General features: G+C 44.0%; 13 protein-coding genes. 6 read left to right on the top strand and 7 right to left on the bottom strand.

Annotated features, from left to right (window positions below; all coding sequences use genetic code 11):
• The first annotated feature begins 9 nt into the window (after nucleotides 1-9).
• Nucleotides 10-1,452 (top strand): sigma-54-dependent transcriptional regulator, encoded by a 1,443-nt coding sequence (locus ACYRYY_RS11545; RefSeq protein WP_460215761.1) that lies wholly within the window; start codon nucleotides 10-12, stop codon nucleotides 1,450-1,452.
• A 4-nt stretch (nucleotides 1,453-1,456) separates the two neighbouring features.
• Here ACYRYY_RS11545 and ACYRYY_RS11540 read toward each other — a convergent pair whose 3' ends face one another.
• Genes ACYRYY_RS11540 through ACYRYY_RS11530 form a run of 3 tightly spaced genes read right to left on the bottom strand, consistent with a single transcriptional unit; the run spans nucleotide 1,457 to nucleotide 3,326 of the window.
• Nucleotides 1,457-2,401: an AEC family transporter gene (locus ACYRYY_RS11540; protein ID WP_460215760.1), complete on the bottom strand. Its 945-nt coding sequence runs from the start codon at nucleotides 2,399-2,401 to the stop codon at nucleotides 1,457-1,459.
• Between the two features lie 5 nt (nucleotides 2,402-2,406).
• Nucleotides 2,407-2,895 (bottom strand): 2-thiouracil desulfurase family protein, encoded by a 489-nt coding sequence (locus ACYRYY_RS11535; protein WP_460215759.1) that lies wholly within the window; start codon nucleotides 2,893-2,895, stop codon nucleotides 2,407-2,409.
• Nucleotides 2,892-3,326 (bottom strand): C-GCAxxG-C-C family protein, encoded by a 435-nt coding sequence (locus ACYRYY_RS11530; protein ID WP_460215758.1) that lies wholly within the window; start codon nucleotides 3,324-3,326, stop codon nucleotides 2,892-2,894. The genes ACYRYY_RS11535 and ACYRYY_RS11530 overlap by 4 nt, the downstream gene beginning before the upstream one ends.
• 103 nt (nucleotides 3,327-3,429) lie before the next feature.
• Between ACYRYY_RS11530 and ACYRYY_RS11525 the strand changes: the two genes are divergently transcribed.
• Complete coding sequence (locus ACYRYY_RS11525; protein ID WP_460215757.1) at nucleotides 3,430-4,149, top strand: response regulator; 720 nt, start codon at nucleotides 3,430-3,432, stop codon at nucleotides 4,147-4,149.
• Nucleotides 4,150-4,541: 392 nt separating this feature from the next.
• Here ACYRYY_RS11525 and ACYRYY_RS11520 read toward each other — a convergent pair whose 3' ends face one another.
• The 3 genes from ACYRYY_RS11520 to ACYRYY_RS11510 form a co-directional block, all read right to left on the bottom strand.
• The gene (locus ACYRYY_RS11520) at nucleotides 4,542-4,790 is read right to left on the bottom strand and encodes a hypothetical protein (RefSeq protein WP_460215756.1); all 249 of its coding nucleotides are present in this window, start codon (nucleotides 4,788-4,790) and stop codon (nucleotides 4,542-4,544) included.
• Between the two features lie 176 nt (nucleotides 4,791-4,966).
• Complete coding sequence (locus ACYRYY_RS11515) at nucleotides 4,967-5,344, bottom strand: helix-turn-helix domain-containing protein (protein WP_460215755.1); 378 nt, start codon at nucleotides 5,342-5,344, stop codon at nucleotides 4,967-4,969.
• Between the two features lie 145 nt (nucleotides 5,345-5,489).
• Nucleotides 5,490-8,774 (bottom strand): PAS domain-containing sensor histidine kinase, encoded by a 3,285-nt coding sequence (locus ACYRYY_RS11510; protein ID WP_460215754.1) that lies wholly within the window; start codon nucleotides 8,772-8,774, stop codon nucleotides 5,490-5,492.
• A 290-nt stretch (nucleotides 8,775-9,064) separates the two neighbouring features.
• On the opposite strand from ACYRYY_RS11510, the gene mazG reads away from it, so the two are divergent.
• Entirely contained in the window at nucleotides 9,065-9,847 is a 783-nt protein-coding gene (gene mazG / locus ACYRYY_RS11505) for a nucleoside triphosphate pyrophosphohydrolase (RefSeq protein ID WP_460215753.1), read from the top strand.
• A gap of 30 nt (nucleotides 9,848-9,877) precedes the next feature.
• Entirely contained in the window at nucleotides 9,878-10,981 is a 1,104-nt protein-coding gene (locus ACYRYY_RS11500; protein WP_460215752.1) for a Fic family protein, read from the top strand.
• Nucleotide 10,982: 1 nt separating this feature from the next.
• Here the strand turns inward: ACYRYY_RS11500 and ACYRYY_RS11495 are convergent, their stop codons facing one another.
• On the bottom strand, nucleotides 10,983-11,705 hold the full coding sequence (locus ACYRYY_RS11495; RefSeq protein ID WP_460215751.1) for an acyl-[acyl-carrier-protein] thioesterase: 723 nt from the start codon (nucleotides 11,703-11,705) through the stop codon (nucleotides 10,983-10,985).
• A gap of 274 nt (nucleotides 11,706-11,979) precedes the next feature.
• Between ACYRYY_RS11495 and ACYRYY_RS11490 the strand changes: the two genes are divergently transcribed.
• Together ACYRYY_RS11490 and rsmH are read left to right on the top strand one after the other, a co-directional pair.
• Nucleotides 11,980-12,420, top strand: a complete 441-nt coding sequence (locus tag ACYRYY_RS11490) for a division/cell wall cluster transcriptional repressor MraZ (protein ID WP_460215750.1) — start codon at nucleotides 11,980-11,982, stop codon at nucleotides 12,418-12,420.
• 12 nt (nucleotides 12,421-12,432) lie between these two features.
• Nucleotides 12,433-13,365 carry a 16S rRNA (cytosine(1402)-N(4))-methyltransferase RsmH gene (rsmH, locus tag ACYRYY_RS11485; RefSeq protein ID WP_460215749.1) on the top strand — a complete coding sequence of 311 codons (933 nt, stop codon included), beginning with the start codon at nucleotides 12,433-12,435 and terminating at the stop codon, nucleotides 13,363-13,365.
• Nucleotides 13,366-13,445 lie beyond the last annotated feature (80 nt).

The raw sequence follows: 13,445 nt of genomic DNA, 5'->3' as shown, positions 1-13,445 counted from the left end.
TGTTGAATAATGAGCGATAAGCACGATAATAAAAAAATTCTCATAGTCGATGATGACGACAATATGCGTGAAGCTCTCAGAGAAACGGTCAAACGCATGGGACTTGCCGTGGAGACAGCCGAAAACGGACGCGAAGGGTTTGAAAAAGCCTCATCCCGCCCCTATGATCTGATCATAAGCGATATGCGTATGCCGGAGATAGACGGTCTCTCCATGTTCAACATGATCCGCTCATCAGGCATAGAAACCCCTGTGTGCTTCATAACCGCTTTCGGAACAGTTTCAAACGCAGTGGAGGCGCTCAAGCTGGGTGCATCAGATTACATCCTCAAACCTTTTCCGCCGGAAGCCATAGAAGAACTGATAAGGCGTACATTCGAGATAGAAAGCCTCACCAAAGGCGGCAAACGCAGAAAGAATAAGGCTGTTTTCCGCAGCGCCTTCATGGCAAGGCTGTTTGCTCTGGCAAAAGACGTGGCAGACAGCGAAGCCACAGTGCTGATCACAGGCGAATCAGGCACAGGTAAGGAAGTTCTCGCCAGATATATACACGACAACAGCTCAAGGGCTGACGGTCCGTTTGTTGCGGTGAACTGCGCCGCAATACCTGAAAATCTCATTGAGAGCGAGCTGTTCGGTTTTGAGAAGGGAGCCTTCACAGGCGCAATAAACCGCAAGGCAGGCAAGTTTGAGCTTGCGGACGGCGGAACTATCCTCCTTGATGAAATAGGCGAAGTGCCTATCCATTTACAGGCAAAGCTGCTCCGTGTGCTTCAGGAGCGTGAGGTGGAACGCCTCGGCTCCATACGTCCAGATAAAATTAATGTCCGCATACTGGCAACTACCAACAGAGAACTTAAAAAAGAGGTATCCACGGGCAATTTCAGGGAAGACCTGTTCTACAGGCTGAATGTTATCGCAATCGAGCTGCCCCCTCTGCGGGAGCGGAGAGAGGATGTGCGGGAGCTGGCAGAATTTTTCATGACAAAATACGCCGAAATAAACCGCAAGGGCTCATGCTCACTGGGAGAAAAAGCGCTTCAGGCTCTTATTGACTATGACTGGCCGGGAAATGTCCGTGAACTTGAACACACTGTTGAACGGGCGGTTGTTCTCTGCCGTGACAAGGTAATAAGTGAACGGGATCTGTTCCTCCACGGAATTACAATAAAGCAGTTCCTTTTAGAGAGCGACTTTCAGAAAGAGATGCCCGCCGCAATGCAGACACCTGCGTCAAATGAGCCTGAAACCACAGAAGAACAGATTAAATCAACCCATTCAGTGCCTTCCGTGGGAGTGACAATAGCTGAAATGGAAAGGGAACTTATCCTTAAAACCCTTGATGAAGTGGGCGGAAACCGTACAAAAGCTGCGGATCTTTTAGGAATTACCGTCCGCACCCTCCGCAACAAGCTTAACGAATACAGGGAATCAGGACATTACAGCGACTAAATCCCTACACACCGGCAAGACCGAAGGCAAACTTAAGCCATACAGGAATAGTCACAAGAGCTGTGGCTGTGGTGAATACTATAACTGCGGAAGTAACTCTTGATTCTCCCATAAAATACCTGACAACTGCAAGATTCATCATTCCCGCAGGCATAGCCGACTGAGCAGCGAGGATAATCTTTAACCCTCTGCTGTCTGTCATATACCTCGCTGCCAGAAGAAAAACAAAACCCATAATAAACATTCGCAGCAGGACAGCACTGAAGCCTATTTTCAGCGTGCCGTTGAGGCTTGCCCCACGCAGTCCCTCCCCCAATGCAAGTCCGCTTACAAAAAGTCCCAAAGGCATTGTGAGAAAGGATATAATGTCCAGAACAGAACCCGCATATCCGCTGAAGCCCTGCGGTGCAAAAACAGAATTCACCGCAACAGAAAAGAAAAGCGCATAAAACGGCGTGCTTGAGGCAAGCTTCACTATTCCTGCCCTGTATGAGCCTGTGAGTATAACTATACCAACTGTCCAGTATATAAAATCTATGCCGAAATTAAACAGGAGAAGCTGACCCGCAGCCTCTCTCCCGAAGAGATGCGCCACAATGGGCAGAGTAAAGAAACCGTAGTTGTAAACACCGATGGAAAAAGAGAAAGCACGCCTTTCTCTGGAATCTTTAAGCCCGATCATCGGTGCAGTAAAATAAGCAGCAGCGAACCCCGCCCCAACAGATGCCATTCCCCACAGGGGCAAAGCAAGCGAAGACGCAATGTCCTTAAGATTCTCATTCCCTATTATAAAGTTAAAAACAAGGCAGGGGAAAAAGAAGTGTATAAAAACCCTGAACAGAACCTTATCAACGGCAGGAGGCAGGCTGAACAGCCTTTTTAGCGCAAACCCTGCACCGAATACACCGAAATAAGGCATCACGGTTTTTAATATATCAACATAGTCCAAAAAACTTACTCTTCTTCAATATATTTAATAGCTTCCTCAAGTGTTTCCTCACTGAAAAGCCTTATTCCGTTTCTTGCAAGGAGTTCCCCTGCAACGCCTTTTCCTTCAATCTTTTTGCCGCTGAAGGAACCGTCATAGATCAGTGTTGAACCGCAGGAAGGACTTCTGTGCTTAAGCAGAGCAACACGGCATCCGTTTTCCAAAGCCTTTTCAAGGCTCATATATGCACCTTTCACAAACTGTTCCGTGAGGTTTCGCCCTTCGTCATCAATTACTTCGCCTTTTCCATCCAGAACAGATCCGCCGCCGCCCTCGCCTCTTATTTCACAAGGTCTGCGGGGAGCTGAAAGCCCTGCGTCAACCTCCGGACAGACAAGCACCGCAAGACCGGATTCCACAAGCTTACGGAAAGTTTCACACTCTATTCTGGTATTACCGCCGTCATAGCGCACATTTTCACCCGCAAGGCAGGCGCTTAACAAAAACTTTTTCATGCTATATCCTCTAAAATCCGCACAGCACCCCGCACGAAATCTTTACACCGCTCAAGCCTGCCCTGCTCTCTCGCTTTCGAGCGTTCCTCGTAATTACCCATATCAACACCTACAAGCTCCGAGCATTTCAGAGAACCGAACTCTTCTGAAAACTTTTTCCTGAATTCTGCCATGATGCTGTAAACAACCTCTTTCGCTTCGGCATCATCAAGGGATGCCCTGCCGTGCTTGAGCCCTATGACCATATAAGCGCCGGAAACTGCGCCGCATGTTTCACCGCAGCCGCCCACACCGCCGCCGAAGGGAGTGGAAAGCCTTAAAGCCACAGCCTCTTCCATGCCTTCATCAACGGCAAAGGCTGTAAAAACGCCCTGAGAGCAGTTAAAACCGCTGCTGAAAATTTTCTCTGCTTTTTCTTCCCGGTCTTTCAACGAAGCACCTCCGGCTTAACTATGTTAAAAAATTGCATTCGGCGATAATTTTTTCTATACTATGGTATTATTAAATACATTTTTTCTCAAAAGGAAATTGATTATGATTAGGATTCTTCTGGCAGAAGATAACCCAGTTAACCAAATGATTACACGGAAAATAGTTGAAAAGCTGGGCACTCAGGTTGATGTGGCTTCCAACGGGCGTGAAGCGGTCGAAATGGTTCAGAAAAGCGAATATGCTGTAGTCCTTATGGATGTGAATATGCCTGTTATGAACGGGATTGACGCCACAGCGGAGATACGCAGGCTGGGGTTTGATATGCCCGTTGTGGCGCTCACCGCAGACTCGGAAACCATGACAGCAGAGCTTGAAACCTGCGGCATGACCGACTTTATATCGAAACCTGTAAATATCTCAAAAATAGAAGCAATTATAAACCGATGCAGAAAACCGGAAGAAAAAGCGCAGGACACTCCGGAATCTGACACTGTGGAAGCCTGCATAAATTATGTCTTCACTCAGCTTGGGCTGGAAGAAGAAATAGTCACGGAGCTTTTGGGCGAATTCATTGAGGATTCCGGCAGACATCTTAACTACCTGCTTGATTCCGTCAAAGAAAAAGATATGCTTAAAATTGCGTCCGAAGCACACTATATCAAAGGTGCAGCAAAAAATATGGGGCTGAAAAACATTGCAGCAGCAGCCGAAAAAATAGAAAAATGTGCAAGGGTAAACCTGAGCGGTGATTACAATGTCCTATGCAGCCACCTTGAAGCTGCATATAATTCATTCAGGGATAACTTTAACAATAAAATTTAATCAGTGTTCTCCATGATATACATTCCTTTAAATGATTGCCCTAATGCGGCGGATATAATCTACTCCGCATTAAGAGCCTGATCATCCCCGTGTCGATAGCTCGACCCCACCCCTGGGTACAATTTCTATAATGGTATCAATGTCTTGCACAAAGACCAGTGTTTCGGCACTGGTCTTTTTTTTGTGGTACACTCGTGGTACATTTTTGATTGAGAATTAGTGGTTAGAAACGGTCAGCAATTAAGAGGAAGCAACACATTATCAGTATGTTATTTTAATAAGTTCTCCATAGTTCTCTTTAGAGAACACCAACATATCCTTGAAGACAGATAAAGACCTATAATATGTAGTCTGACCACTGGATAGTACTAAAATTTATGAAAACTATTTCACTACATGTCATTTCGATATGGGTTAGCATATTCCAAACAAGATTCACAATAGTTTCTATCACCAATTCTCGATACAGCAGGACTACCACAACAGTCACACTCGCAATCAGGAGTATCATCCAACTCCATCTCTTCAGCTTCTAAACTATCCAGACACTCAAGACATAAATTCTCATCTTCATCATAATAGTTATGGTCAATAACATCTTCTAAATCATAAGATTCTTTACACTCTTTACATTCAGGCATAAGTAATCCTCCTTCATAGCATATTCAATAGGACAATGTCACACATATCCGAGATAACAAGTAATAAACAAAACTGTTGATTTCACCTCTAGAGCCAAAAAACAATAAGCATTCTTGGCTAATTTAAACCTAATTAATAACGCTTATCTTTCTTATAATACTTCACCTAAATGGTATTAACTTTTAAGATCATTCGAAATTGTTTTTTGTGACACATCTAATTTTTTAGCGATCTCAACTTGGGACAGTTTTTCTTCTTTTTTTAACCTTTTAGCCTCTTGTACACGTTCTTCTTTAGACAGTCCGGCACAAACACTCATTGTCTGGCTATATAACCCTTTGTTTTCAGCTGCGGCATTATTGCTCAAGTATGTGGTCATAACAACTTTGTTCCCATTCAAATCGTATCCCTCCACTGTACGTTTACCATTACGAATGGTGACAGACACATCATTCGGATCAAGCATATTTTTTTCAAATGAAGACAATTCTGTTGACCTTGAGAGTATTATTGATGTTTCATTTATGGAATCCACTTGATTTTCTTTATCCATTCCAACTACTCCTAGCTATATACTTTCTAGTAAAAGTATCATCGAGCAATTTACTAGTCAAGCATTATTTTAAAATACATAGACATTTAAAGTATTACCACAATCATATGTAACCACATCAAGTTCAGTGCTATTAATCATTTAACTAATGTGTAATTATCTGAGTATCCCCGTATTCCGGCAGATAAACAGTAAAACATGCACCGTCAGCGGTGTTGAATGCTGTTATAGTCCCGTCCATCTTTTCCTCTATGATAGTTTTTGCTGTACTGAGTCCTATTCCGGTTCCCTTGTCGCCCTTTGAGGAAACATATGGTTTAAAAATATTTTCCATAATATCAGGGCTTATTCCGCCGCCGTTATCGCATATGGTGAGAGCTATATTGCCGTCATCTTTGTGTATATCAAGCTGTATCCTGCCGTTGAGCTGTTTTCCTGCTTCTTCTCCACGGCGTTCCGTAACAGCGTCTCTGGCGTTAGACACAATATTCATCACAACCTGCTTAAACTCATTTTTGAAACCTTTTACCATGTACTCTTCTTCGCAGGTAACTTTGACATCAATATTGCTTTGGCGAAGCTGAGGCAGAAGCATACTTACAATCTCATCAACAGCCTGCCTGACACCGAAAATCTGCGGTTCTTTTCCCGGTTTTAAAAAATTCCTGAAATCGTTCATGGTGTCGTTCATGAACTCGACCTGTTTCATTATGCCGTCAGAAATCTCAGCAAGCTCTTTTTCCTGCTCAATGCCCTGTTCTTCTTCAAGTTCAGCCAGATACTGAGCAAGAATATACACTACATTCAGAGGCTGCTTCCACTGATGGGCAATTACTCCGATCATTTCACCCATTGCAGCCATTTTCGACTGCTGGATAAGCATCTGTTCCTGCACCTCCCTGATCTCCTCAAGGCGTTTAAGCTCAGTGATGTCCTGAGAGCTGCTTACAAACATTGTCCTGCCGCCAAGCTGTATGCGGGAGATAAAAACAGACACGGTCATCTCTCTGCCGCCGGAAGTGGCTGCATGATGCTCGCTGGTGAAATACTCGGCGGTGCTGTTCACAAATCTTTTGATTTCACCGTGAACCTGCTCTCTGTATCCTTCTGCAATGGTTATTTCATAACGCTGTCCGATAAGTTCATCCGGTTTATAACCGTGCATACTGGCAAAAGTGCTGTTAACTTTGCAGAAAAATCCATCAAAATCACACAGGCATATACCTATTCCTGCGGCATTGAATGTGGCTTCTGTGAGTGTTTCACTGTCCTGTTTTTCTTTTTCAAGCCTTATAAGGCTGTCTATGTCCCTCATGGAAACTATGCAGACCGGAGTTCCGTTTATTTCAACAAGCGAACTGCTCACTTCCACAGTGATATATCCTCCGGATGAGGTACTAAGCCTGCTTTCATAAACAAAATGCTTGCCCTCGGACACCAGAGTGGAGATATTCATACCAGCAACAAACTCCTGAGCCTCATAAATCTCATCAGGACGCATATTGTGTACATCATGCCTTGAAAATCCTGTCAGGGAAATAAGTCTGTTGTTTACATCAATAACCTTTCCGGGAACTCCGTTTTTATCAATGGAAAAAATAAGCATTGCATCGTTAATGCTGTTGAAAACGCCTTTGAGCTTCATTTCATTGCCCATACGCACAGCAAGCTCTTTCTCAACAGATTCTGAAAGGTATTCATTTATGCGGCGAAGCTCATTTTCCAGTTTTTTCTGTTCCGTCATATCGGTGGCAATACAAACAAGACCGTTGTTTAAGCCTGTGGGGCATTTCACCCTGACTTTTGTAACACTTAAAAAGTGGCTTTTACCGTCAGCAAGGCGGATTTCGTGTTCTTTCACAGAAAAACCAGAGTTAAGAAGAGTGTCCATATCGTCTTCCGTGAGTTTTCCAAAACCTGAGGGCATCTTTTCATAATAGCGCCGAAGACCGCACACTTCGCTTTCTTTTATCCCCGTTGAACGGCAGAAAACATCATTGGCTATTTTAAGGCTTCCGTCCGGCGTAACAAACCAGATCCAGACAGGAGCATTTTTCAGCACCGCCCGCAGAAGCTCTGTTCTCTGTTCCAGTTCTCTTTCTATATTCTTTTTATCTGAAATATCTGTTATTATTGAGAAAAGATACTCTTTCCCATCAATATGAACAGGGCTGGAAAACACGCTTACGTCTTTTACATTACCGTCAGCCAACCTATGCCTGAATTCAAAATAATTGCACTCTCCTTTAATAGCCTGATTCATCCGGCATTCCACTGAATCTTCAATATTTATATCGCATATACGCATGGATTTGAGTTTATGAAGCCCGTAGCCATAAAAATTAACCGCTGCTGAATTGGCATCGCAGATATCTTTGGAAACAGGATCAATCAGGAGCATAGCGGCGCTGTGTCCGTTAAAAAGCTGTCTGAATCTGTTTTCGCTTTCCTTGAGATAAAGGCGCATTTTGTCTATTTCGGTTATATCAGTAAAAGTTATGGCGAGAGTGCCTTCTGATGTGTCAAAGTCGCTGTGGTTTATGAGCAGAGTTTTCACCTTTCCGGTAACTGCATCTCTCATTTTCACCTTGCTTTCCAAGCCCTGCTTTTCATTATTCAGAACCTGAGTCAGCCATGGGTCATTCTCCCGATGAAAGATATATCCGCTCTCTTCAATAAAAAATTCGCAAAGGCATGAATGCTCCTTTAAAAACTCAGCCGCTGACGGATAGCCCACAAACTCAAGAACACGTTTGTTGCAGGCAATCATATGACTTCCATCCGTTACACTCACCATATTAGGAAGCATATCAAGAAGACGATACTTATAGGAACGCTCCCCTTTAAGCTTTCTCAGCGTGCCCAAGTTCATAAAATAAAGCCACATGGTGAAAATAAGCATAAAACCTATAAGAAGGGAGAATGCCGTCATTAGCTTATCCGCTTTTACATGCTCTCTGCGTATTTCTGTCATATAAGACATTATTCCTGACCAGTCGGAAAGCTCTGAACGTTCAAGGCATTTGTTTGCAAAAGCAACATACCTGCCAAGCTCCAGTGAAAAAATCTCCGTCAGCAGGTTGCTTCCATTGTAAACGTCTCCAAGGTACTTCCCAAGCCCCTCCCTGACAGAAACGATACATCCGTCGGCTCCGTCACCGGTTTTTTCCAGAAGATAAAGCGCTCCGTCAAAGCTCTTAACTGACTTGTCCAGATAAACTGTGTCATTAAGGTGATAAGCCTTTGTGTAGCTGCTGTAGCCATCGGAAATAAGTGAAGACGCACGCAGGAGATTGCGTGAACGGTTGAATTCCCCCATATCTGGCTCTATCCTTTTGATGCGGACATAGCCAGTTATTATCAGTGCGATAATGACCACTGATAAGGCGGATACCGAAACCAGTACTCTGTTCCCAGATATAAGCCTCATAATAAAATCCTCAAATGAACTGTATTGTTCTTGTTTTTTCTAGTATTAATGCCAAATGCCTTTGTTTCAAGAGATTTATGACACCTTTGTATTTATTAAACATATGTTCCTACATTTATAACCTATAAATACGGCTTTTCACATCCTCATAAATAATTAAGTTAACACGGAGTAAAGACTTATTTTTTTTCAGAGGCTCTTAGTATCTTATTCCGTTGATTTTTCAAACACGCTGATTTAGTATCAAATATTATTTGAACAGTGATTCTTAAGACCGGAGCCGTTATTTTATGAGCTTAACTTTTGACAGACTTGTGGAAATCATCCGCAAACTGAGGAGCCCTGAGGGTTGTCCGTGGGACAGGGAGCAGGACTTATATTCCATAAAAGAACATTTCATGGAAGAAGCTTACGAGCTTCTGGACGCTCTGGACAATAAAGATATTGAGAATATAAGAGAAGAACTCGGAGACATAATATTCCATGCCGTATTCCACTCCGTAATGGCGGAGGATGAAAATAAATTCAGCATTGACGATGTCTTAAATGAGATAAACGAGAAACTGGTAAGACGCCACCCCCACGTCTTCGGCTCTGAAACAGTCAACGGAACAGAAGATGTTATAGTTAACTGGGATAAGATTAAAGCAGAAGAGAAGAAAAACCGGGCACGCTCTTTTTTTGAAGGCGTTCCAGTCTCCTTCCCTCCGCTCCGCAGGGCGGAAAAACTTCAGAAAAAAGCACGCAAAGTCGGCTTTGACTGGGCAAATACTGATGACTGTATGGCTAAAGTCCGTGAGGAATTTTCAGAATTTGAGGAAGCAGTTGCAGAAGGAAACAGGGAACATATCGAACACGAGCTGGGAGACATTATGTTTGCCCTTGTGAATGTTTCCAGATTTCTTGATGTAAACCCGGACGAAGCTTTAAGGAAATGCAACAAACGGTTCATAAGCCGCTTTGAATATATAGGCAAGAAACTCGCCGAAAAAGGTCTCACCTATGAGGATGTCTCTCTGGAAGAGATGGACAGACTCTGGAATGAGGCGAAAACGGTTGAAAACAACATCTGAATAACTTATTTTTTTTCGGCAGGTAACTCAATGAACAAAGAAATATCCACTTTCCACATAGGCAGATTCATATTTGACGCAGGCAGCGGGGCAAACCGCTCAAAGCTTGCCGAAGCTGAGGGAATCCTCTTTCTCTCCGGAAAACTGCCTGTTTTTCCCGATGAGGCTGAAAGCACTCTAATTAACCTTGAAGAACGCTCCCTTTATGCTGCGTCTGAGCTTGCCGGAAACACACTGAACCTGTCTGAAACAGAAAGCATAGTAAACGGCGATGAATCTCTTTTTGGAGAAGACTCCCGTGCGGTGAGGCTTTTTAACCTCGGCAGAGCATATGCTGCTCTGGCAGTTCAGAAAAAAGATGACAGTTTCAGGATTGATGAAAAATTCATTACAGAATCCAACACCGTCCTTGAAAGAAAACTGAACAGCGAACCTGCGAACTACCGCAATTTTCCTGTCAGCGCTTTTGAAAAACAGTTTTCAAAGCCATACAGCCCTCCGGAAACCAAGCTTGATATAAATCTTCTGATGAAAACCTTTTATGAGTGGATAAACTCACCGGAAATTATATCATCCGGCGTGATCACCAGAGCATCTCTGGCACACCTTTATCTTATGAGAATATACCCCTATGCAGGCTCATCCGAAACTCTGGCACGCCTTGCGGAAAGTTATGTATATAAAACAGCAGGCGTAGGGTACATGCCGTATCTGCTATGCACTGTTTACAGGAATTCGTCCGATTATTTCCCTATTCTTGAAAGGTTTATAGAATCTAACAACCCTGCGGAGTTCATTGACTTTGTGTGCGGAATAGTGATTTCATCACTGGGCGAGATGCAGAAGAAAAGCCTTGAGATAATCGCTGAAGAGATGTTTGACAGCTATGTGCGCAGACTTCTTGAAGCAAAAGTTATAAGCGAGCGCCTCTGCGGACTGATAAATATTCTCAAAACAAGGGACTCATTCCGTCACAGCGAATTACAGCTTATGAAAGAGTTTACTGCTCTTTACGGCAAAGTCAGCCGTACCACGGTAAGAAGAGACATAGTCAAGCTTGCTGAACTTGGGCTGATAAAAGAAAGAGGTGAGGAAGAGTACATCCTAAACAGGGACATACTCTTCGGAAGATAAGCTAAACTCTGAAAAAGCCCTGAGCGTTTGTCTGTGTTCCGTCAGATACGGAGAAGATGTATTCCCTGCCCTGCTGCTCAAGTTTCACAACAGCCTCTTTTGTTCCGTAGGGCAGCTCATGGGAATATTCTATACAGAATTCGCTGAAGTCTTTCTTTGCGCCGTTAAGTTCAGTAAATGCCTGAAACACATAGGCTGGGTACACCGTATTATTCATGTGGGCATTAATGTCGAAATCTGTGAGCCGGGTCTGTATAGTAAAAAAACCGGAGCTTTCAGAAGGGGCAGACGGCTGCCAGTCCTCAATAACCGTTCCGTTTGTCATTTCATTAACAGGTCGGTATGCCTCCGGTACTTCAGGTTCAACCTTTGCGGGACGCTTTTTCTGTGTGTCAATAAACAGCCATACTGATGAGGCTGTGCATACAGGTTCGCCGTCTCTGGAAAGAACAAAATCCCTGAAACCTCTGAACCTCTGCATTCCTCTGGACCATGTTTCTGTCTTAATGACATCATAAAGATTAATGTCGCTGTGAAGCTTGTAGGAAAGTCTGTGCAGCATCCACAGTCTGTTCATCTCCGTATATCTTCGATGGGTAAAGCCAATACTGTCGGAATGTTTGATGGCTGCTTCCTGAAAAATACGAAAAAGACCGTCCGGCAATATTTTTCCATCCATACCGGCGTCATTGATTTTAATGCTGTCTTCTGTGACGAATTTCATTTTTTCACCTTTGATAAAGCCTATCATATTCCATATGAACATTTTTTCCAAGTTTACAGATTATCCGTCTGCAACTTTTTTTTGTTCGCAGGCTGATTATTTTTATGTGTCCGCACGCTTCCGCTATGTGAAAATTACCTGAAAGCCTCAATTCAACAGGCTTTCAGCCGCCGATCTTTTTTTAATTTCCCTTGACGCATATATATGGTTCTGCTAAAGTTTGGCATGGATTGGATCGATATGATCCTAAATTGGTTTAATTTGGCATAAAAAGATGGGAAGCTTCAAAGGGAAATACGAACATAAAATCAGTGAGACGGGCAGAATAAGCATACCGTCCAAGTTCCGGGATATCCTCCGCTCTAAATATCAGAGCGACGATATCGTTCTGATCTCAATGAGCAGCCATCTCAGAGTATACCCTGCGGCTGAATGGGAAAAACAGGAAGCACGCTGGGAGGAAGAACAGGCGGGAAATCCCGATCTTAATCTGTTTCTCCGCAAACTGTACGCCTCCATGGACGAATGCTCCATTGATAAAAACGGACGTATAGTAATAACTCAGGACATCAGAAAAAATAACACCCTTGACGGGGACTGCGTGATAAACGGCTTCCGCAACCGTATGGAAATATGGTCAAAAGAAGCATGGGAGAAAACTGTCGGAGACGAAAAAGCGGACGCCCTGTTTGCCAAGTTCGCGGACAGTTTCTAAGGAGGACGGACAATGCACAAGCCCGTTCTGCTCAACGAGGTTTTATCCTTTCTGCCCGCAAAAGATGACGGGGTGCTTCTGGATCTCACCGGCGGTTTCGGCGGACACTCCGCCGCAATGAACGAAAAACTGAAGCCCTCTGCAAGGCACATAATTCTGGACAGAGATCCGGAGTCTGTGGAAAGGCTCAGAGAAAGATTTAAACTCTGCGGAAATGTGCAGGTATTTCATAAAAACTTTGCCCTGTTTGACGAAGTGCTTGACGAACTTGGCATAGAAAAGGTTGACGGAATCCTGGCAGACTTCGGTGTTTCCACCATGCAGGTCAGAGACGGAGCCAGAGGTTTCTCCTTCAGGGAGGACGGACCACTGGATATGAGAATGGACAACTCAAAAGGCATAACCGCCGCTGATGTTGTCAACTCATTCTCAAGGGAGGAGATTTCCTCCATTATAGATAAATACGGAGAAGACAGGTTTGCGTGGAGAATCGCCGGAGCGATAGTAAACGCAAGGGATGAGAAGCCCTTCTCCACAACAAGAGAACTTGCCGACACAGTGTTTAAGGCTGTTCCGGCTAAGTTCCACAAAAAAGGTTTTCACCCCGCCACTCAAACTTTTCAGGCGGTCAGGATATATGTAAACGGAGAGCTGGAGGAAATTGAAACCATGCTCTCCAAACTTGAGGACAGAGTGCAGACGGGCGGAATAGCTGCCTTTATTTCGTTTCACTCTCTGGAAGACAGACTGGTGAAAGAGAAATTCCGCTATTTTGAAAAAGAGTGCATCTGCCCTACCCAACAGATTATATGCAACTGCGGCAAGACAAGAACTTTCCGCCAGCTTACAAGAAAACCTCTGATACCCGCTGAGGCAGAAATTGCGGAGAACCCGCTGAGCCGAAGCGCAAAACTCAGAGCAGCAAAAAGGGTGTCATCCTCTTGAATTGAAGAGGCAGTTTCTCCGGGCGGGGTACGCCGTCCGGAGAAACTTCATACATTAATTAAGGACATGGGAAGGAACCT

The sequence above is a fragment of the Geovibrio sp. ADMFC3 genome (assembly GCF_054687035.1).
Note: the sequence above shows the minus strand (reverse complement) of the source record. Positions and strands in the feature narration are given on the sequence as shown.